At 50.4% G+C, this 20,958-nt stretch carries 14 protein-coding genes; 6 read left to right on the top strand and 8 right to left on the bottom strand.

The genetic code is table 11. From position 1 onward, the window contains the following. Nucleotides 1–32 precede the first annotated feature (32 nt). From UCMB321_RS12565 to UCMB321_RS30695, 3 genes are all read left to right on the top strand, one after another. Nucleotides 33–4,091 (top strand): NACHT domain-containing protein, encoded by a 4,059-nt coding sequence (locus UCMB321_RS12565; RefSeq protein ID WP_040067108.1) that lies wholly within the window; start codon nucleotides 33–35, stop codon nucleotides 4,089–4,091. A gap of 582 nt (nucleotides 4,092–4,673) precedes the next feature. Then, entirely contained in the window at nucleotides 4,674–4,979 is a 306-nt protein-coding gene (locus tag UCMB321_RS12560) for a hypothetical protein (protein WP_040067179.1), read from the top strand. A 259-nt stretch (nucleotides 4,980–5,238) separates the two neighbouring features. After that, on the top strand, nucleotides 5,239–5,517 hold the full coding sequence (locus UCMB321_RS30695) for a hypothetical protein (protein ID WP_157015943.1): 279 nt from the start codon (nucleotides 5,239–5,241) through the stop codon (nucleotides 5,515–5,517). Between the two features lie 133 nt (nucleotides 5,518–5,650). On the opposite strand, the gene UCMB321_RS12555 is transcribed toward UCMB321_RS30695, so the two are convergent. The 5 genes from UCMB321_RS12555 to UCMB321_RS12535 form a co-directional block, all read right to left on the bottom strand. After that, nucleotides 5,651–6,205: an SPOR domain-containing protein gene (locus UCMB321_RS12555; RefSeq protein WP_245220788.1), complete on the bottom strand. Its 555-nt coding sequence runs from the start codon at nucleotides 6,203–6,205 to the stop codon at nucleotides 5,651–5,653. Between the two features lie 97 nt (nucleotides 6,206–6,302). Next, nucleotides 6,303–6,782, bottom strand: a complete 480-nt coding sequence (locus UCMB321_RS12550; protein ID WP_040067103.1) for a DUF6882 domain-containing protein — start codon at nucleotides 6,780–6,782, stop codon at nucleotides 6,303–6,305. A gap of 162 nt (nucleotides 6,783–6,944) precedes the next feature. After that, nucleotides 6,945–8,069 (bottom strand): AlbA family DNA-binding domain-containing protein, encoded by a 1,125-nt coding sequence (locus UCMB321_RS12545; RefSeq protein ID WP_052451165.1) that lies wholly within the window; start codon nucleotides 8,067–8,069, stop codon nucleotides 6,945–6,947. A 352-nt stretch (nucleotides 8,070–8,421) separates the two neighbouring features. Continuing rightward, nucleotides 8,422–10,029, bottom strand: coding sequence for a YecA family protein (locus tag UCMB321_RS12540; RefSeq protein ID WP_084614961.1), 1,608 nt, complete (start codon nucleotides 10,027–10,029; stop codon nucleotides 8,422–8,424). Nucleotides 10,030–10,369: 340 nt separating this feature from the next. Next, nucleotides 10,370–11,743, bottom strand: a complete 1,374-nt coding sequence (locus UCMB321_RS12535; protein ID WP_040067101.1) for an IS1182 family transposase — start codon at nucleotides 11,741–11,743, stop codon at nucleotides 10,370–10,372. Nucleotides 11,744–12,023: 280 nt separating this feature from the next. On the opposite strand from UCMB321_RS12535, the gene UCMB321_RS12530 reads away from it, so the two are divergent. The 3 genes from UCMB321_RS12530 (at nucleotide 12,024) to UCMB321_RS30690 (ending at nucleotide 16,114) form a co-directional block, all read left to right on the top strand. Next, nucleotides 12,024–14,084 carry a hypothetical protein gene (locus tag UCMB321_RS12530; protein WP_040067099.1) on the top strand — a complete coding sequence of 687 codons (2,061 nt, stop codon included), beginning with the start codon at nucleotides 12,024–12,026 and terminating at the stop codon, nucleotides 14,082–14,084. Between the two features lie 534 nt (nucleotides 14,085–14,618). After that, on the top strand, nucleotides 14,619–15,269 hold the full coding sequence (locus UCMB321_RS12525; RefSeq protein ID WP_209437163.1) for a hypothetical protein: 651 nt from the start codon (nucleotides 14,619–14,621) through the stop codon (nucleotides 15,267–15,269). Nucleotides 15,270–15,391: 122 nt separating this feature from the next. After that, complete coding sequence (locus UCMB321_RS30690) at nucleotides 15,392–16,114, top strand: hypothetical protein (protein ID WP_157015941.1); 723 nt, start codon at nucleotides 15,392–15,394, stop codon at nucleotides 16,112–16,114. A 205-nt stretch (nucleotides 16,115–16,319) separates the two neighbouring features. Here the strand turns inward: UCMB321_RS30690 and UCMB321_RS12520 are convergent, their stop codons facing one another. The 3 genes from UCMB321_RS12520 to UCMB321_RS12510 form a co-directional block, all read right to left on the bottom strand. Further along, on the bottom strand, nucleotides 16,320–19,019 hold the full coding sequence (locus tag UCMB321_RS12520) for an ATP-dependent DNA helicase (RefSeq protein ID WP_040067093.1): 2,700 nt from the start codon (nucleotides 19,017–19,019) through the stop codon (nucleotides 16,320–16,322). Nucleotides 19,020–19,469: 450 nt separating this feature from the next. Further along, a complete protein-coding gene (locus UCMB321_RS12515; RefSeq protein ID WP_040067090.1) occupies nucleotides 19,470–19,748 on the bottom strand; it encodes a DUF3077 domain-containing protein in 279 nt (92 codons plus the stop codon). 446 nt (nucleotides 19,749–20,194) lie between these two features. Beyond that, the gene (locus UCMB321_RS12510) at nucleotides 20,195–20,803 is read right to left on the bottom strand and encodes a uracil-DNA glycosylase family protein (RefSeq protein WP_052451164.1); all 609 of its coding nucleotides are present in this window, start codon (nucleotides 20,801–20,803) and stop codon (nucleotides 20,195–20,197) included. Nucleotides 20,804–20,958 lie beyond the last annotated feature (155 nt).

Genomic DNA, 20,958 nt, shown 5'->3' with positions numbered 1-20,958 from the left:
TGGTGCGATTCAACGGAGCGTATCTCGCCACTATGAGCTCGACTCTCTACTTACCACGCAGACTATCGGCTAACGACAAAACGTATACTGAGGGTGAGTTGCTTCTCGCTTCGAACTATGTGGTTGTTCTGTCAGAGCCCGGAGGTGGTAAAACCGCACTTTTGAAAAGTCTAGCTGAACAGCTAGGTGTCTTGTCTGTCAGCGCAAATGTATTCAGCTACCGAGGGAGGGCAGCACAAAATTCTGCGCTTGTGATTGATGCATTCGATGAACTGGCAAAAATTGATCACACGGGCATCAATAGGCTTCTCGCTAACGCAAGCGATGTGAATCCGACGCATGTAATTATTTCAAGCCGCTCAAGCGAATGGGATAATGCAGCCACCCACGCTTTTGCGGATTTTCTGGCGCACGAGCCTCTGGTAGTTAAGCTATGTGAGTTCGACGAAGATGAGCAGCGAGCCATATTCGACCATCATGTAGAAGGGGAGGATTTTTCAGCTTTCCGCTCTGAAGTCGCCAGATTCGACTTGGATGCCTTGCTTCCAAATCCTCAGTTTCTAATACTGTTCGCAGACGCATACCTCGAGAGCGGTAGGCATTTCGCTGATAAGCGGTCAATTTTTTCACTAGCGGTGGAGCGATTAGCAAGGGAGGTAAATCCGAAAGTTTCCAACAACCATAATGCGGTCCCGATTGCTGATAAAATTTCTTTCGGATCGGAGGTTTTTGCTAAGGTGTTGCTATCCGGCGCAGAAGGGATAGCCACAAGCGAAGCGGATGAAAGTCGCATATATCCGCTCCTGGGATCTCTGTCCGGTAAAGATAAGCCGTCTGCTAACATCTTGGCTACCAGACTCTTCAGGCCTGGCGATTTATTGGGTCAGCATCATCCAGTTCACAAAGTTGTCGCGGAGTACTGTGCAGCGGACTACCTGACGAAGAGAATAGTGGATCCATTAGATCCTCTCACACTTTCAAAATGTCTGCCAATCATTGCACCTAACTCTACAGTGCGGGATGAATTGCGCGGCCTTCTTGGATGGATGGCATCGTTAGGAAATAGGGGTATTGAGGAGGCTACGATTCAGCTCGATCCGTATGCCGTGCTAGCAAACGGTGATCCTTCCCAGCTTGAGTCCTCGTCAAAACGTCTGCTGATAAGTCGATTAAAATATGTCGAATCTAAAGATCCTTATTTTCGAAGGGGGGACTTTTGGAGACGATTCAGTGTCGCTGGGTTTTTCACCCAAGATGTGATGGATGAGATCCGGCCTATTTTGGAGTTTGGTAATGAAGGGCATCTCCGTGATCTTATCCTAGAGCTTTTGGTAGGTTCGAAGGCTGTCGAACAGCTGGAGAATGAGTTGCAGCAAATACTCCTGGCGCCAGAGGAATCGGAAAGTACTCGGTTGCTTGTGAGTAAGAGCTTGCTCGAGATAGCCAGTCATGATCATTTATCCAATGTAATGATTCTTATTGGTGAAGCAACTCAGGTCTCTCTGCGAGTTGCAGCCGAAATTATTGGGTCGCGGTATTCAGATACATTTGACCATTCCGTTCATTTAGCATTTTATCGTTCTTGTGCCGGTCTTTATTCACGTGGATATGACCATTATGATCGTACGGTAGGCACGCGTTATTTCGTGAAGCGTCTGATCGAGACTTTAGATCTAGAAATAATCGAGTGGTTATTGGATGAGCTATGCGTCGACTTAGTATGCACTTGCGGTAAAGAATGCTACGAATGCGGATGCAGGACAGGAGTCAGCAAAATCATTGGGTCAATGCTGGATCGTTTTTTTGAATTGGCACCAACTCCTTATAATCCATGCCTTGTTTGGAAATGGATTGAAAATTTAGACTTCCATCAAAAAAAATCCGCAAGCCAAAGCAGAGCAGTTCAGGTATTGCAGGAAGATACTGAGCTGCGTCAAGGATTGATTGCTCACGTGTTCGGAGGATTAGTAGATCGTGACGTCATCTTTGAAACCAAAGTTCGTAAGTTTGATTTTCATTCTCACTCTGGTCTTGGCTTATACAGTGAAGATACCAAATTCTTGGCAGACTTGGCGTTCAAAACTGATAATCCTATCTTGTGGGCAAGTTTTATTCCTTACCACCAAAAACACGATAATAGAGAGGCTCGGGGTCTGGATAACTTTCGGCGACATCTGCGCGGTCATGCGCTGGCGAAGCCTGAATTTATGCGAGAATGGGTTAAAACTAACAGATCGGCGATGCAATTAGAACGCCTTCATGGTATGCCGCGTTTGCTCCGAAAAATAGGCCGTAACAGGCGTAAGCAACAAAACTTTCACGCCGAGAGCATCAAATATGTACAAGAAAATCGGGAGCTTGTTGAATCCGGTCGTCACTGGGGTTGTCTTGTCCGGTTCGCAGATCTTGTGTTGATGCATCCGGATAAAATTAAAGATGAATTTGGCGATGAGTCTATTGTCCGAATCGGGTTGAGAAATTGTCTTGCCTTCATAACTCCTTATGTACCAGATTTATTAAAGCTCGCGGAATTGAGATGCACCTCAAAGAGCTATTTGGCGGAGCCGATCCTGTTCGCCTCATGCCTAGAAATCATGCGCCTAAAGCATAGCTTGGATGAGGTTGATTCTCAGCTTTTAAAGTCATTGCGGGCAACTATTAATGTCAATTACAGTGCTGTCACTAAAGATGAGAAAGACGCGCTCAAACGCGAAGTAGATAGGCGAGTCTTTTCTGATCATGCAAGTGTCGAAGATTTTTTAAGGAGGTACATAGAGCCACAGCTGGCATCTGCCGAGTGTCAGTGCCCTGATATTTGGTTGCTACGTAGTGACGACGTATTCAGCCATTTGCGCTCAGGGCTTTCCATTGAGTGGTTGAGGCGTTTTGACAACCTGACGCTCGGGGCGCTTGATACGCTCTTTGATATTTCCGCACAGTTTTCAAATCCTGATGCTTTGGTAGAAGTTATTCATGAGCGCTGCCGTGGCTTAATATCAGCGGACATTGATGCCAACGAAAATGAAGACCTCAATCAGAGAAGGAAATTTTGGTTTGTGCGGGCTTTATATTTTGTCAGCGATATCTCAGAGTCGCAGTGGGAGTGGCTTCAAGCCGACAGAGATACTGTTCTTGCTTTAAATGAGCGATCTGGTCGGTTTAGTCACCTCCACCACTCATCTTGGCCAAGCTTATCAGCTGTAAAAATTGAGGCGATCTTGAACGCTTTTATTAGCCAGTGGCCTAGAGTCGATTTGCCAAGCCATTGGGGTACAGAAAGTCCAAAAGAAGAAAACGCGTATCGTTTTCTTAAAGACTTGGTTTGGTCGTTAAATTCCTTTGATTCTGATGACGCTCTGCCGATTCTTGAGCATCTTCTTGCAGACTATCGTTTCGAAGATATGTATAAAGATTTAAGTAGTATTCACAGTAGTCAGCTAAGAAAAAGAGCACTTAGAGATTTTGTAGCACCAACCCCGATAGAAGTCGTGAGTCTCTTGGATAATGGTGCCGTTGTCACTGTGGAGGGTTTGCGCCAACTAGTCATAGAAGAGCTTCATGGCTTTCAGAAGGCTATAGATGGCGGCGAGTTCAACACGGGAAATCTTTTTTATGACAAAGAAGAGCGACTGGGCGAAGTGCCCGCAACGCTAATTATTGCTGAGCGCCTACATCTGAGGCTTGAGCCCCAAGGTATTTCTGTAACACCGGAACATCAGCTAAAAGACTCTAATCGGAGCGATTTTACCGTAACCAAAATGATTGGCGGTAAAAGAAAGCTACTCGTCACAGAAGTCAAGGGTCAATGGCATAAAGAGCTGTATACCGCTGCTCAGGATCAATTGAATGAGCGCTACTCCATTCATCCAGATGCTGAGCAACAAGGTATTTTTCTCGTTCTCTGGTTCGGTCAAGGCGAGAAAGTTGCTGGCCGCAAAACACATGGATTAGCAAGTGCTCAGGAGCTGAAAGATCGTATTGAGTCTGCTCTCCCACATGAAATGATGGGATTGATTGATGTATTTGTACTGGACGTGTCCAAAGCAGGAAAGCAACTGACCCAGCCACAAATGATCAATTCTCGTGAATAAACATCTGCATTGCTGATCAGTGAATGGCTAGCCCCGTTGGGTTGGCAGTCCACGACCGATTGGGTTGCCGGCCTGGGGTAGGCCTTATCTGCACGCAGCCTGGGTGGAGCATCGGAGACACGCTGGCCACTACCACGCGGTCGCACAGGGCGGAGAGGCTGAGGGGCGGTGGCTTGTAACCTTGACTTGAGACCGGCTAATGGGTGTCCCGCTTTTCGACGGTCGTAGGCCGTCGCTATCCGGCCAGCAGCCTTCCAGCCCCGTCAGCTATCGATTGATGATTGCGACCCTTTCAGTTTCCGTTCAAGCCGCTGTCGCGGGTCAGAAGGCGGCGTTTCCAGTGAGCTTCCTTCTGCATCATTTCTTCCTTACCTGTGTGCTTGTCAGCAATTTCGAGGATGCTGAAAGCCTGGGTAGATGGCGAACGGCAGCTTGATGACCGTCCGTAGCCCCGGACGAACGTCAACTCATGCTTCGCTATGCTTAACACACCGCAGGAACGGTTGAATGCAGTCCTGACGGCATGAGCGTCAGGAGCAAAGGTAGGGAGATGAGGCTGCCATTTGAATAGAGTATCGAATGATGAAAATGCTACTGATGGTCGAGTTCCCGAATGAACCCTTCAACGCTCTCGTCAGATCCGGGAAGATCGGCGAAATCATGGGGCGTATCCTGGAGAGCATCAAACCGGAGACTGCCTACTTCACCGAGCAGGAGGGAATGCGCGGCGGGATTTTCCTGATCAACGTACAAGACTCATCTGAAATCCCCAGTTTTGCAGAACCTTTCTTTCTCAACTTCGAGGCGACCTGCAAGTTCCGTCTTGCCATGAATCCGCAGGACTTGCAAAGAGCCGGTCTGGACGCGCTCGGAAAAACATGGGGGTGAGGGCGATCGGCACGGGGCGGTTTACACGCCCCAAATCCTACTCTGTCTGGCGCAATCAAGTCTCGACGAGCAATCGGGGACAGACCACGATATTGATGCTGCTGGCCGCCCGTCTGCCTGTCACGACGGGCGGGAGTCGACCCAAGGTGGTCATCTCCGCGTTCCAGTATTATTCTGCCAATGCTCGGACTGTTTATAGGTAGGTTGATCTATGCCCAGAAGCGTTAGGCTTCAAAAAAAACTTCATACACGGCATCTGATGGATACAGCTGAAGAGGTGGTACTTGATGATATTCTTATTGGAAAGCTATGGGCGCTCAACCAAGGTGCCAGATTTGAGTTGAATTCAGTCTCCTTCAGTTCTGGAGCTATTCAAAAGTACCGTTTGGAATACGTGATAACGAGAGGCCCTGTTTCTGGACACTGGCTGTATAAAAAATTTGACCCAGAGGAACTTGTATTATTTTTTACGGCAAAAGACTTTGACTGCATTTGCCATGGCTGGACTCTGTTTGACGAGTGGCAACCTCAGTTTTAGCTCTCTGAGAGGCAGCTTTGGGTCGTTTTCTGCTAGACCCAAGTCTGCTTTTCCTGCTTAGCTATGCGTGTTGCGGTTTCCATGTAAGCAAAGTATGCAGACAGGTCAGGCGCGATGATGGGAGTGTGTATTGTTACCTAGTCACTGACCGCCAGGTCACCAGTCCATCCAGGTCATGGTTGGACTTCAGGTATTTGAGCATGTTCTGCGCCTCGGCCTTTTCTTCAAACGGGCCTGCGAAAACGTGGGGCGCTTCATCGAGAATTGTTGGTATGTCCATTAGCGTCATCTGTGCAGCCATCCGTTCAAATTCCTCATCGGTATGGGCAGTAATACGTGCTACCCAGCCGCTGCGATTTCTCAGGGCGATAGGCTCCACTTCGGCTCCGCAGCGCTTACATCGTGAGGCTGCAGCTTTGATGGTTTGGGTGCAGGCAGGGCAGGGGCGCAGAACTTCGTGCACTAGAGCGTCAACACCGGTCTTTGCCAGCCGTGGCATTAACAACACGGCGATCAGGGCTACGCCGGGAAGGAAAAGCCCGATTGCAAACCATCTTGGCCCTGATCGCCCGCGTGTACTCGCAACGTAAGCGGTCACGCCCGTGAGAATGAGCCAGAGGGGGAGTGGGACGCCCATTGCACTTCCTTGTTTTGAAATTTGAGTGATAATCCCGCTGACCGGGCTCATCAAATTATCTACTTTTTGTCAGCAACGCCACAAATAGAGAACAAAGGGTGCAATCGACCCATAGCGGCCCCTGGCGATAGGCAGCTAACCAAAGACTTCAGTCGCCAAGAACCTTTATAGACGTGATTGCCAGATAGGTGTTGGGGCCCTCAGAAGAAGTTGGTGCCCGGTAGCACCCTGCGGCCTTTAAGTAATGAACCGCCGAGGCTGCCAGCTCCCATGCCATCGTTTCGTCTTGAATTGAAAATGCCTGTTCGTTCCCGAATAGATCAAGCCCCGTAATGGCTTGGAGTTGCTTCAGCGGGAGCGCTGCTTGGCGTAATGCAGGCTCAATCGAGGGATTGCTCCATGCCCATTTCCAACTACACGTTTTGATCGAGAAGCTTCCTATGCTCACGACTTCTGCCTCGACTACCAGCCTGTCACTGTTATCGAAGAATTGGACTGTGCCAGTGCCTTGCTCGAACCACCAGCGCGCCATCTCTCCAAGTGCATAAATCCGGTTTAGCTTCGCTTGTTTCAGTAACAGTTCGTCCATCACCATTACTAGAAACGTTTCAAATTCATCGTCTGTCATAGTTTTCCTCAGGTGAATTTTTCCGAGTGCGGACTAGATGGCATAACATGCCGCAACGTCCCCGAAAAGGGGACGGGTTTATTTGGTGTCGCAGAAATCCAGCAAACGTCGATATTAGGCAACTGAGAAAATAAATCTGTCACCTTTTGGTCAAACACGGCTTCACTTCAATCCTTTTTTTAATATCTCAAAGGTTAGATCAACCTCATTGAATACAATTGTGGCCGGAATTGTAATTTCCTTAGGTGCAGGCAATTGATCTGATAATATTTTTATGAAAATACACTCCAGTTCGGTAGGCGGGGAGTCAAGAAAGACGGCGGAAGTCAATACGCTTTCTCCGCTATGTATTTTTCCGACATGAAAAAGTATAATTGTTTTGTCTTTTTTTGGAAATATGTCGACTGAAGGATCAGTCGCGGTGACTCCTTCATAGCGAATGCGCCCTGGTGAGAGTGACTTTTCTGGGAGGGTATCTAGTTCTGTGCCAAGGAGTACGTTGCCATTTTTCCAGCCGGTCAATTCTGCATAGATGCGAACGTCATCAGCGTAACCACTGCCGGAGTTGGTGATGCATAGTTGAAGCTTAAATAGGCCGAGTCTTTTTTTATAATAAGATGCGAGATCCCTGTAATAATTTTCATTGTCAAAATGTAGCGAGGGCATAGAGTAAGCGCTGGGCCTCTCCGGGAGGGATTTGTAGTCTGGATAATCCAGTAGTTTGAGTTTTACGTATTTGAAACTCAAAAAATCAATGTTTTCATCGTCGTCCGAAACTAACTTTATGTCTAGTTCTGGTTTGCGCACTAAATTATTTGATGGATTTAATTGAGCGATTCCCATTCGGGCGATTTCTGTCGGGTCCGCGTTTGCTGTTGATGACCCGCGACGAACATATACTGTGTGGGCAGTAACGATGCCATAATCGCTATTTGAGTAAACAGGGCGCAATTGCTGAGGGATAGTAAAAAGACCCAATTTTACTCCCTTGTAAGTAAGGGAGCGATACGAGAAATCAATAGGGTGGTTGGTCTTGCTATTTATGAACTGCTGTAGTCGTGAGTCGTCAGGGTCATGATCTAGACCTATGACTTCACGTGAGTTGCTAACGCCTATCAAAATGTGCGCATCCTCTGAGCGCCAGGCGTTAGCAAAGGCCAAAATGTCTTTGAGCAACTCTGATTTGGCCTTAAGGTCCTTTCCATTAACCACATACTGTTGCTGTTTATAATCTAGGCTTACTCCCTCTCCCATATACAACAACTTTTCAATTAGCGCGTCATCCATATCAATGCATCCGAACTTGAGCAGGGGGGAAGATATCCCGGACTAAGTGATGGTGACATATTGGTATCACTAATGCCACAATTGGGTTGTTGATTTCATATTGCCCATCATCTGGCTTGCTAGAGATTAGCTTGATTTCACTGCAGCCTGGTGGGCGGAGCCGGCATGGGAGAGCGCTTTCGACCCGGTGCGGACATTTGGAGGCACAATCTCGAATGCGGAAAGCGGTCGTTCAATCGTTGTGAGAAATAGGATGAGCCGATTCGTGGGAGCATTCCAAGCTTATTCAAGGGCGATGACGCTCGTCGTCCTCAGGCACTAGAATTTTGCGGGGCTAGAGCCGGAGAATGGGTCACATCTTTTCCATATGCGCTTCCATCATTGCGCTTGCCATTCGAGCGCAATATTCGTCGGCCAAGTCCTCTTGGGTCATCTCCTTCAATCGTTCAACGTCAGGCGCATGGTCCATGAGCTCGATCAGTTTTTCTTTTGTGCTGCTCGAGTATGTTTCCCAGAGGAAGTCGAACCAGTCCAAGTCAGTCTTCGGACAAGAGCGGCCAGCATTCCTATCAATAACTCCAAAGAAGGTCTTAGGGTGCTGGGCGTGGGCCTTTAGTTCATCATCCGTCAACGGAATCTTGACTATGAAGCGCTGTTGATCGTCGCTGCAAGCGACACAAAATGCCTCTCTCGACTTCGGCATGACGACGCAATTCTCTAGCGTCGCCTCGATCTGCGTTCCGTTAGGTCCTGGTACCTCCATCCGCTGACCAACCTGTAGCCGTGCCTTGGGAACTCCACCAGAGAACGACTCGGCCTCTCCATCGAACGTAGCGGGAATGCGCCGGTGCTTCTGCATGGACTCCAGCAGCGCAAAGACTGGCGCATGCCGACGCCTGATTTTGACCTGTTGAAGCAGGTTTTTCAGCCCGGGGTGAAGATCTTCGAGGTGGAAGCCCCATAGCAGCACTCCGGAAGGCAGATCAATGGCATCAAGGTGATGCTCCTCTGGATCGTAGGTGACTATGACATATGCCTGCGGAAGCTTTTGCCCAGTAGGATCTCGCTCATATAGCTTTAAGAGGTTTTCAGCCTCCACAAGCGCTACAGGATTAGGCTGGCCTCTGCCCAGTTCCAGGCGTCCGTCGTTTGTGTCAATGAAAACAATGCGAGGATGATCCGACTTTTTGCTCAAAGCGCGATTCATTTGTCTGTTGATTTTCATCCGCGCCCCTTCTCGTCGCTTGGCCTCAACGGCGTAGATCGCACCGGACTTAGTGTCCGTAGCGATGAACTCAACGTGAGTAGTACGTCTGTCAGTTTCATCTTGGGGCTGCAGGCTGAAGCCTGCCCGGAGCAGGGCGGCGGCGACCCGCACCTCATACAACGCGCCGGGGAAGTTCTCGGGGCATTTGATTCGGTCGATAAGCAGCTTCTGGACCTCGATGGCGTGCTTCAGGCTGTAAAGGTCATATGCGAAGCGCATATAGGCACCAATAGCCCCCGTCATCGGCTGAGGAACACCTGTCCCCATCTGTTCCATGTGAGCTTTCGAGTGCTCATAGCTGCGGACCGCCCAGGTGAGAATACGGTGTCGCTCTTTTGGAGGCTTGCTTCCCTCTGACGTCCACCATTCTCTACCTAAGACGATCTTCGGGTAGTCGTTCAGGAAGTCGTGAAACGTTTTCCACTTCTGTGAGAAATGTATCGCCTGACCGACGGCTATGATTCTGTGATCATGGAACTCAGTGGAAATGATCGGCCTACCGAGGCCCTGCTGCTCACGCCTCTGAAACTCTTGGGCTTCATGACGAGCAAGTGTCATCTGCATCTCCTGGCGCATGCGCGGTCCATTCAGCTTCAGCACCATGTCGAGATTGTCGATGGACCCATGACATTTTTTGAGCTTGCGGCCGCTACCGCAAGGGCAAGGATCATTTCGGCCAGGCTTGTTGTGCATCCGAATAGGCTTCCTAGAGGGTGAAATTGATCACCACGAAATGGCCGCTTAGGCCGAATACTGCCTGTGATTAAGGGTAGCTTCTGGCCGAAAGCGGTCTATCAAGAGAATTCATATTGGCAATCGTCTGGCTTGCGGGTGACCAGCTTGATTTTCAGCTGCTGGTTGGCCGCTTTCGACCGATTCTGTTGAAAAAGTCAGATTTTCAGCTCGTCTGAGTTCAGGCGCGACCGCCACCGGAGAACCTACTCACCACACTGAGTGGTTTGTCGGCCCTTCGTTGAGCTTTGCTGCTCTGTTATTGGGTTAGTTGGAGGTTTTTTGCTTAGTGCAGGCGCACCTATCCCGTTGCTGGCGGCCCTTGAGACGTAAGTTTGGCCAATCGCCGCAGGTTCTGTACCGAGGCCGCCAGCGTGAACTCATCGGTCGCGCCACTCATGCCACGTAGTCGCAATCGATCCAATTTCAGGATGCGCTTGAGGTGGGCAAACAACATTTCGACCTTCTTACGTTCGTGGCGAGAGCGCACGTACTCCGGCGTCGCGGCGATGCGCCGAGCCACATCACGAGCAGCTTCATGGACGCTGCGAGCGATCTTGCGAAATGAAGTGTTCGGGCAGCACTTGGCTTTCATCGGACATGTTGCGCAGTCGGTCTGTCTGGAGCGGAAGATGATGGTGTTGGCTTTGGTGACGTGCGAACGCTCGTTCTTGAAAGCTCGCCATTCGCTGCGCAACGCGTTGCCGGCTGGACACCGATACTCCTCAGTTTCTTCATCCCAGTGGAAATCGGTGCTCGAAAAACTGTCGTTCTTGCGCTCGGTTTTGTCCCACACCGGCACATGCGGCTCGATGTCTTTTTCTTCCACCATCCAGGCCAGCATTGGCGCCGTACCGTAAGCGGTGTCGCCGATGAGGCGTTCCGGCTTGATGTCGAACTGCGCTTCGACGCGGTCGATCATTGTCTTGGTGCTCTCGACTTCGGCGGTGCGATGAGCCGGTGTGGGTTCCACATCCACGATGACACCGTGCTCGGTATCGATCAGATAATTGGTGGAGTAAGCGTAGAACGCTGGGCCACCTGGAGCTGCGGTCCAGCGGGCTTGAGGATCCGTCAGCGATAGGCGTTTCGGTAGCGTTTCGGCCAGAGCCTCCTCATCGAGTGCCTCAAGGTACTCACGCACGGCGCGGGTGCTCAGCGACGGATCGCTCCAGTTGACCTGCTCATCTCCCGGTACGCCGCGCTGCCGACTGGCATCCGCTTTGATGATGCTGGCGTCCACGGCAAACCCCTCGCCCTTGACCAAGCCTGCCTCCATACAGCGACGCAGCACCTCATTGAACAACCAGCGAAACAGATCGCTGTCCCGAAAACGGCCATGTCGATTTTTGGAAAAGGTCGAGTGATTGGGGACTTCATCTTCGAGGCTCAACCGGCAGAACCAGCGATACGCCAGGTTCAAATGGGCCTCTTCGCACAGCCGCCGCTCTGAGCGAATGCCGTAGCAATAGCCCACGATCAGCATGCGAATCATCAGCTCAGGATCAATTGAAGGACGCCCAATCGGGCTATAGAAATCGTTGAGGTAATGGCGCAGGTCGCTCAGATCGAGGCACTGATCAATGCTGCGCAGAAGGTGATTGGCTGGGATGTGATCTTCAAGGTTGAACGAGTAAAACAGGCGCTCCTGCCCACTCGATAACTGTCCCATCATGCTGCGTGCTTCCCTGCTGGCCAATGCAGAGATTTTGCCGCAGGCCAGACAGGGGAGCTACTTTTTCAACAGAATCGGCCATTAGCTGCCCTTACTGAACGGCAGCTTCGGGTCGATAGCAAACCCGGGGCATTCAAAAGCTTGTGCTCCCGGCTTTACCGGAATGTTGCCAGAGGAGGCAGGGATGGCTTGATGTGAGCCGTACGAGGGAATATCGTCTGGCTGCGCTATCAGCCGCGAGGTACACCATTTCAAGCAATCGAGGCAGGGATTTCTCGCTATGAACCACCCCCAAACAACGCTGTTGAAACTAGCCCGTGATCGACAACTCCCCCATCCAACCATGCTGGACAAGTTCGAAATATCCAGCTGGCTTCAAGCCTATGAGTGGACTAGGGGCGCGGGAAACGAGGAGCGGGGTTTCCTCAATGGTGTTAACTGGCTCAATGAGCATTTCCAGCGCGTACAAAATACTCGTCAGCAATTCACTTTCAGCCGAGAAGCTCCGCTGAGTGCGAACGAACTTATCCAAGCACACTTGGGTGCCTCCAATCACGCGTTCTACCGGATTTCCGAGGAACAGATGGCGCTCATGGCGGGACAGCCCGACGCGGCGATGGAACAGCATCTGGACTTTAAGTCCACCCTTACTAATGGCGGCGTCGAGATTGATCCTAATACCTTGAACGCGTATCGGCTCGATAGCTTATGCGGGCCTTTCTGGGAACTATTAATAAAGTATAGGGATGACCTAGACCGGGTCTTTCCTGAAGCTCGTCCGCATCAACTGGACAAGCTCACGTTCTTTGAGAATGAAACCTCAATGGCCCAGCTTTTTCATAGCTTCTCGCGAATCTGGCAGGATCTGCTCTACGGCGAGGTCAGATTTTTTCCGCATCCAAATGGAGTGGTACTGGCCTCCACCACACCGGACCCGCATTTGATCAAGGCCGTCTCCAAATATCGTCGGGATCACCATAACGCCACCAATGCAATGCAAATCGTCCGCGATTGGAAAAGCCGGCGCTTGATTGCTGAATCATTGTTGTACGAAGGTCAATATCTGCACTACCAGAGCCCTGGTAACGTATTGTCCTGCATTCCATGGCAGGATCTATCGGATGAGGCGCAGATGTCGGCTTTCTACCATCGCGCCGCACCGCACTACATGATCGACGAGCACTTGCATCCCTTACTGGACTCGGCATCCAGCGACGCCAAGGATCAGGCAATCCGCAATGTTTTGAATGTCTGGTTTCACCTAGCGGTTCTTTCCGTCCAGATTAAAGAGACGGCTTTATCCAAGCCATCGCCGGGGCAGTGGGACGAGCTGCTGGACTTTGCCCCAAGGATTCGGCTGGACGAGTTGATCGATCTCCTGGTGCGTTGCACAAATATGACTGTAGAAGACGTAAGGATCGTCATCGAGATCCTCTCCTATGACGCCAGCATCATCCAAAACGATCTTTGGAGCCAACCCTTGCTGGTTCTGGATGAGCATGTATGTTTTCCAGTGAGTGCCCTGCTGACTGCTAGTATGGGGCGAAATTTTGACACTTGGCTGAAGCGGATAGACCCCAACTCTAAACGCCGTGGCAAGTTGTTCGAACTTGACATTCTCAACGTTTTGCAAGAGTGCCGATCAAACAACCCCATACTAGCAGAGCACCTCTGCTGGACCGCGGCGTTGAAATTTAGGTACGCGCCAAAAAAGTATGAAGAAATTGATCTGACGTTTGCCTTTGGCAACTTGATAGTCATTGCCGAACTCAGGAGCCGACGCACGCCTATCACTCCGCTGGATTATCACAACGAGATGTCCGATAACAATGGAATAGATTACAAAACTACTCAGGCCAGCCGAAAAGCAGAGCGGGTCCGCGAAAATCTACAAGAATTTTGCGCAGTGCACTACCCGTCACTCATCGGCCGTAATGACATTACGGTTCTTCCCTTAGTGATCATCAACGGCCAGTTTCATGCGGGCTATCCCCGCAATGGCGTGCCTGTGCTTGACCCCCACCTGCTCAAACACTTCCTCAAAGACGCGCAAGCGAGATTCTACGGCAACATCGAGGAAACCACGGGCCACATGTACAGCATCCCCCTGTACAACTCTCTGGACGAGGCGGTCCGTGTGTTTCCTCAATATGCTAGCTGCCCAACACTGATCAGCCTCTACAACGCACTGATCACGCAGGTTTCCGCAAAATACGAGGTTCCTGGCAAAGATTTTCCACCCGTTTTCACCAACGTCTTAGAAATCTCTAAAGTAACGCCTGAGCGTTACATGCAGATCTTGGAGCAAATCGCCAAAGGCAATCTCCGGAAAAATTTCTGATTCCTGTTTTATACACTATTACCAGAGGGTGCCTATTCTTTGTAATACCTTTCCTCAAACTGATACCTTTCGGCGCAATTTAAGTGCCAATTGCATAAATAAATGCAGAGGAGCACCACTTGAAAGAGCAAAATGGGGCGAATTTATCAGGGGCGACCGTCTGCTTCTGGCCGTTCACTGCTATCCATGAAGGGCAGCTTTGGGTCGATTTCTGCCCCTCACGACGGGCAGAAATCGGCTAGGAGCGGACATTCACAGATCGGAGCGCTTAATCCACACCCGACCATAGACACGCTATCCAAAGATTATGTAGCCTCAGGGAAGGTCTTGTCGCTTCTGCTCAATAGCTAGTTGGCTCGTTTCAAGCGTTTAGCTCAATGGGATCAAGGCGTTACGAATGGATAGGGAAGGTTTTGCGACAGATGTGGCGTAAGCAATTACGCAATAAATGTCGCCTACTTATAGTTGTGTGTATCTAGCTAGGTTAAGTCGCTTCAATTTTGTTATCAGTACTAAATAAAGGTGGTGCTAATAGTGAAAGAAACCCTTGGCAGGTTATATTTGTGGCAAATAGCCCTCAATAGAATTATTGATCTTCTGGCATTTAGGCAGCGAGTTGATCGCTTCTGCAACACTGGAAGGCCGCTGCATATTACCGAATTATATGATAATGAGCGCAAAAGATTAAAAACTGGCCTGCGACTTGGTGGGGAGGCATTGAATAGTTTCGAAGAAGAACATGGTTCTTTATTTCCTGATATTCATGATATCCAGCTTATTGACGAGCTAATAACTGAAGAAATAATAATTAAACTCTGCACTATTTTTAATGACGGCTATGGGAAAGCAGGGGTTATTGCCACCAACAAGAAACCATTTTGGGAGCCGATTCTCGATGAGATAATTTTAGAGGCGTTTTCTGGCGATATCAAAGTCAAGTTTGATGAATTTATAGAGGCTGCCAAAGCATACCGCAACAAGCACGGTGCTCACTTTGATCAAGAAAGCTTTATAATGACGCATGGTGATAAAAAGCTCGATGAGGACGGGATTATTTATAGCGTAGGTTGGAGTAGCGCCTTATTGAATTTTGACTGGGGGTTTGTAAGTGATACCATCCCTGTTTTTAATGAGTCCTTAAGTGATTATATTAAAAAGCTACAAAAAGAAGCTGGCATAATTTAGAAACTGGCTTTGGCACATAACATTGGTTCAAATCGTTTGCTCCTCTCACTTGGACGGGCTAAAGCCCGTCCCGTGCCCGTTAGCCTAATCGTTATATAGCGACCAAATCCATGGAGGCGGAAATGATCTTAGACTGTTCCGACCAAAACACAGCATGGTCAACTGTCTGTAAAATTTTGAATACAGACAAAACGACTCTTACCTTACTGCTAAAGCCACTCAATCCTTATCAGGATCACACATATAAGCCGGAAGAATATATTTACAAGAAGATTTGCGATGCACTTGGAAGCTCTAGGTCAGAGATTGAAGCGATGTGGTTTCATGGCACAAGAACTAATGATATAGCCTCCTTCTACACAAGAGGAATTCTTCCTAAGAGCGCAATAAAGAAAGAGATAGAATCAGCTCTAATTTCTCTATCTTCTGGAATAGAGAGGAAAGGAAGTAATCAATTCAGCATGTCAATCCAAGGGAAACAAACCCCTGCTGACGAAGGGCCTTTTGCTGTCCTTTTTAAAGAGGTAGCGATTCATGCTCCTGGATTTAATCACAGCTACATAGATGTTCCGGAAATGATTGAGGATGTCGCAGGAACCTTACTTGGTGAAAATTATGACAAACTTGTCATGCGATACAGATCAACAACAAAGCCATATGTTGTCACCTTCGTAGGAGAGGCCGGGCAACATGAGTTGTCGCTGGCGCTTTGGTATCTTCATTCAATTGTCGATGGTGATCCGCCCGTAGAGGCTGCGGACAGGGCAAATACTTGTTTCAATTCTAATGGCATAACGATAGATCCCTTGAGAATTGTTAGGGCTGAACTAATAGGCAATATATAGCAATTGGTTAAAATCGCTAACTTCGTTCGCTGGGATTGGCTGAAGCCCTCCCTTAGCTTAATCATTAGGTGCTTATGCACATTTTTCTCGGACTGGTTTCCGCTGCACTCCAATCCAGCCACGAATGCGGGCATTAGAGTCCGCTATTGGCCGTTTTGTGCCCGTGGTGAGGGGCAGAAATCGGTCCATAGCGGCCCTTCACAATTCATCTGCGCACTGGTCTAAGGCCGCGACGGCCAGCGAGAATAGCGACATCCTTTGTGTTCGCGCTGAGGTTGATCCGCTCTAGAACATTTTGCTGCGTCTCGGGAGTCCAGAATATTCGCAGATGCTCGCGTGCCCGAGTTATTGCTGTGTAAAAGATGCTGTGAGTAATGTCTTCCTCGTTGGCGTCGGTTATGACGATTTTGACGGAGTCGTATTCTAGGCCCTGAGCCTTGTGTATCGACACGGCGTAAGCAACTTGGAATGGTACAGTGGTGTTCAGAGAATCATCGTCTTCGTCGCTGGTATTGGAGTCGTAGACAGAGAAGCGAACGGTCGAGCCCTCTATCCATTCAAGCTCATCATGATCTACGTCGAACTCACTGAGCGCTCGATCAAGCTCTACGTCAAACTGGATCCGGCCACGAACGGTGTCGATGCCAACGATGCGACCCTTGAGGTTGTTATAGATCACAGGTCGGAACCGTTCGGTCTCGTGAAAGAGCACTGGGTCTCCAATCTTGTACGTGGAGACACGCCAGATGGTAGCCGCGCCAGGATTACTGGTTTGCAAAAATCGGTTGATGTTGTTGATTCCATAGAGGCCGTCGTAGTTCAGACACAGGATGATCTCGTCCTGCCCCTGAGGCTCGAATAGCGTCTTGTCGAGTACACTGGAATATCCGTTGCGGGCCATGACCTCGGAGAGATCATCTTCAATGGCGCGAACTTTATTCCAGAAGCCTAACAGTGAGTCGTTCTTGGTTCTGAAGGGAGTTGTCAGCTCGAAAACCGCCGTACTTGGAATGAATGATCGAATGATCTCGAACCAATTGCCGAACTGGATCGACTCGATCTGGTAAACGTCGCCAACCAATACAAGCAGTTTGAAGGAGGTTTTCTCCAGTACCTTGATGAGATCTGCGTTGCTGACGGTGCTGCATTCGTCGATAACGAGAAGGTCGTACTCCGTGGCAGAGGTCTTTTTGCCAATCTGACTGCTGATTGTCCGGAAGTCGGCGTTCTGCGCGGTGACCTTACGTTTTAGGTTGTCGATCGCTGGATTTGTGTGCGCTAGGAAGAGTTTATCCTTATCGTTGAAATAGTGAGCGATGTGGTCAACCATCGTTGATTTGCCAGTGCCGGCTGCCCCATAGATTAGTGCGACGCGCGACTGGCTGAACAACTGCTTGAGGGCGTTCTTCTTTATAGGGTCGTCGATGCGACCAGGTGTTTCATCGAGCCAGCGCTCGACGGCCTGAGTGAAGCCCTCAATTTTTGACGATGCGTATCCCTGAAGCTGCTCAACAATGGAGACAGTTTCGTTCTCATACCCACGGACAAAGACGTGCCCCCTGTCGAGCAGGAGATAGCGTTCCGTATGCTTGTAGTAGAGCTTCGCGTTGTAGGTCGAGATCAATCCATTGACGTCTCCGAACGCTTCAAGGTCAGCCACGGGCGTGTAAAGGTTTCCCTGACGTTCTACGTTGTTCTTCACGCGTCGAGCAAGCAGTTCGTGGCCCCTTCCAGTCGTATCAAGGCTTTCGATAAGGTCCCAGTACCGAGGATTGTGGGAAGACAACGAGGTACAAAACGGCATGGTGTCAAAGGGAATGCACCGGTATGGAAGTTTCAGTCCAGAAAGAAGGCGGCAGCCGTCTCGGTCGTACTGCGATTTGAGTATCTGGTTCTGCATCCGCAGCATGAGATATCGGAGGGCATTGTGGCCTGGTGCATGTGATCTCACGATCAAACGCGCTCTATCTAGTACAGGGAAGATCAGGGGCTGCGCGCCCTCAGCCGTGGCATCGGCCCTAGCCGCAGCATATCTGTCGTCAGAGATATCAAGAAGGTCAAGCAAGCTGCCTGAGCCAGCCGTCAGCCGATGCATCAAGTAACGGTACTCATTCGAGGTGGTGCGGACTTTTGAGACGAAGCCCAAGAGACGTGCGAAATTGTCGAACTCACACGGGCGAATTGAAACTTCCCACTCGCTGATGATGGTGATCGGCATCATCTGGCCTAGTACTTCAATCGAGTCTCGTCGAAGCGTCAACATAGCCGCATACTTATCGGTCATATCGATATCAGTGAAGGCGATGATACGGTCGAACTTGCTCACCTTGTTTACAGCACGATAGAGAGTAGCTTCGTAGCAAATCCGCCCGAAGATGAAAAAAGGACGCGTTTTATGGATGTAGTATCGATCCCGAGGGCCGTTATCCGGCGGGGATGAGTGAGCCAGCTCAATTCGTTCAGCGATCTTCTCGTGGTACTCACGGAGAGAAGGATCGAGGTCAACCGGAAAATCCTCAAGGTTTGCCAGTACGGCCAGCTCACAGCTATCTTGAAGCAAGCTTCGGATGCGGCAGAGGTACTCATAGTATTTGAGCATCAAACGCTCGGAAGCGTCCCCGTCCAGTGTGTAGTGAGAGGCACTTTGCTGGATCAGTTTGTGGAATCTGCCGAGGAAGTTAAGCTTTCCATTACTCTTGACGAAGGCCAGCCCAGCTTCAACCGCAGCGTAGTTAAACTCGGCGTCGGGCGAGCCCGTGTGAAGACGAACTGCTACGCCCTCTACTAGGTTCCGGAGCTGGGCGAGTACGTTCTGCGAGAGCAGTGCCCGCTGGTCAGCAAGCAATTCGATATTCCGAAAAATTGACTCAGCAGCGTTCTGGATTTGCTTTGTGACCGTACCCATAAGCTCCCTCTCGTTCAACTGCACGGCAGTCTGAATAATCCCTGTCTCCCTAGAACATCACAATCTCATAATGCTTTCTAGAATAATTTGGTAAGTGGACTGTCCGCTTTTGGCCGATTGCTGCAGTGGGAGAGACATCAGAGGAGAGCAGGAGTCGACGACTAAGGGTTTTCAGGGGCGGGCGGCGTCTTACCGCGTCGGTTGAGGAATAGATAAGCGCAGTACCTCTGCGTTCCACCGAGCATGGCCAAGGCCCTGGCCAGAAGGTTTGGAATGGATTCGTTTTCCGTTATTGCCATGTTAGATCAGTCTTGCTCGCGATGAGCGTGAAAATGCCGCAGTGCATCAGACATTCCGCGTCATCGTTGACGTCCATCGCGAGCAAGCTTGCTCCTACAACAGCAGGTTTGTGCGGACCGGCAATTGCGATCCGCCAGTAGCTGCCCCTGCCTAGGCCTTTTGACCAGACAACATTCTCTGGTTCAGGTCATCGACCACTGCTTTGCCCATCTCGCAAAGGTAGTGGGAGGCCCAGGCATAACGCTTTCCATCTGTCTCCATGGCAGCATCCAGGGCCAAGTGCTTGGCGCAGTAAAACAGGTTAGAGGCGTGCTCCATGGCGTCCTTGATCGGGACATCGGGGTTGACTCGGAACAACTGCTGATCACCCGAGCCGCAGGAGGCGAAGGTAATGACGCCGAGGGTCTTGATGGGGGAATGATCATTCATTGAATACCTCCGGCGATTACGCAGGTATCCGAGAAGTGAAGGTCGAGCGAAGCAAGTACGTGCATGTGCATAGCTCCTACGTCTAAGTGAGAGCCGCCACGTTCGTTCCAAGCGAAGGGGTGGCAGCTGTACGCAGGTTGGAAACCGGGGACATAGGACCCGGCAGGATCGAAATCCTCCCGCGCACAGCCGCCATTGACAAAGTTGCGGACGAAAAAAACGCCGGCAATTGTAACTGGTTGGCGCCTGTGCGCTATGTCTTCGGGTTTCCAAGCCCGGTCGCCGAATAAGCGGCGACCACCGAAGACTAGTGCTCAGGTTGTACAGCGACAAGGTCGGGATTATTACCGATTGTGGCGAGGGGGATTCCATTACTGATAGGTGAAACCCACCTTGCTAACGATAAGCGTGATTGGCCCAGCGGGCTTCAGCCTTGCTGACCAACACTATGACGACAGAATCCTCTCGACCCGTGCTCGCAATGCCGGCAGCACCTGCGTTTCAAACCAGGCGTTGCGCTTCAGCCAGATGTTATTGCGCGGACTTGGGTGGGGCAGGGGGAGTACGTTTGGCCAATATTCCTGCCAAGCCTGCACCGTCTCGGTAAGGCTCGCTTTGGCGCTATCGTGCAGATGCCAGTTTTGCGCGTACTGCCCGATGACCAGCGTCAACTGGATGTCCGGCATGCGCGCCAGCAACTTCGCCCGCCACGTTGCCGCGCATTCCGGACGCGGCGGCAAGTCGCCGGATTTGCCCTTGCCCGGATAGCAGAAGCCCATCGGCAAGATGGCAATTCGCGTTTCATCGTAGAAGGTTGCCCTGTCGATCCCCATCCAGTCCCGCAGACGGTCACCGCTGGGGTCGTCAAAGGGAATGCCGGTCTTGTGCACCTTGCTTCCGGGCGCCTGCCCGGCGATCAAGATCTTTGCACTGCCGTGCATTTGCAAGACCGGGCGCGGCCCCAAGGGGAGGAATTCGGCGCAGATTTCGCACGCCCGCACATCTTCGAGCAGCTTTACCGTAACGGGATCGTTCGCAGAGATTGATGAGGTCATGGTCCCTTTTTCCGCAACGGACTTCAGAGAAGAGGTTAGATCCTGACGATCTTATGGGCTAGAGGGTAGCCGACTCACCCCCCTGGGCAGGCGACAAAAGCACCCGTCCATGGGGTGTGCGAGGTGGCCAAGTGCTTGCAGAGCGGAGAGCCTGG

Origin of the sequence: Pseudomonas batumici, from assembly GCF_000820515.1 — a bacterium.
In the GTDB taxonomy this organism is placed as follows: domain Bacteria; phylum Pseudomonadota; class Gammaproteobacteria; order Pseudomonadales; family Pseudomonadaceae; genus Aquipseudomonas; species Aquipseudomonas batumici.
The sequence above is the reverse complement of the archived record's forward strand: the minus strand, read 5'-3'. Positions and strand labels throughout refer to the sequence as shown.

Excerpts from the sequence above, each read along its gene's own strand:
- UCMB321_RS12565 (WP_040067108.1), top strand. The coding sequence starts at position 33 with ATGAGCTCGACTCTCTACTTACCACGCAGACTATCGGCTAACGACAAA.
- UCMB321_RS12560 (WP_040067179.1), top strand. The coding sequence starts at position 4,674 with ATGAAAATGCTACTGATGGTCGAGTTCCCGAATGAACCCTTCAACGCT.
- UCMB321_RS30695 (WP_157015943.1), top strand. The coding sequence starts at position 5,239 with ATGGATACAGCTGAAGAGGTGGTACTTGATGATATTCTTATTGGAAAG.
- UCMB321_RS12555 (WP_245220788.1), bottom strand. The coding sequence starts at position 6,205 with ATGAGCCCGGTCAGCGGGATTATCACTCAAATTTCAAAACAAGGAAGT.
- UCMB321_RS12550 (WP_040067103.1), bottom strand. The coding sequence starts at position 6,782 with ATGACAGACGATGAATTTGAAACGTTTCTAGTAATGGTGATGGACGAA.
- UCMB321_RS12545 (WP_052451165.1), bottom strand. The coding sequence starts at position 8,069 with ATGGATGACGCGCTAATTGAAAAGTTGTTGTATATGGGAGAGGGAGTA.
- UCMB321_RS12540 (WP_084614961.1), bottom strand. The coding sequence starts at position 10,029 with ATGCACAACAAGCCTGGCCGAAATGATCCTTGCCCTTGCGGTAGCGGC.
- UCMB321_RS12535 (WP_040067101.1), bottom strand. The coding sequence starts at position 11,743 with ATGATGGGACAGTTATCGAGTGGGCAGGAGCGCCTGTTTTACTCGTTC.
- UCMB321_RS12530 (WP_040067099.1), top strand. The coding sequence starts at position 12,024 with ATGAACCACCCCCAAACAACGCTGTTGAAACTAGCCCGTGATCGACAA.
- UCMB321_RS30690 (WP_157015941.1), top strand. The coding sequence starts at position 15,392 with ATGATCTTAGACTGTTCCGACCAAAACACAGCATGGTCAACTGTCTGT.
- UCMB321_RS12520 (WP_040067093.1), bottom strand. The coding sequence starts at position 19,019 with ATGGGTACGGTCACAAAGCAAATCCAGAACGCTGCTGAGTCAATTTTT.
- UCMB321_RS12515 (WP_040067090.1), bottom strand. The coding sequence starts at position 19,748 with ATGAATGATCATTCCCCCATCAAGACCCTCGGCGTCATTACCTTCGCC.
- UCMB321_RS12510 (WP_052451164.1), bottom strand. The coding sequence starts at position 20,803 with ATGACCTCATCAATCTCTGCGAACGATCCCGTTACGGTAAAGCTGCTC.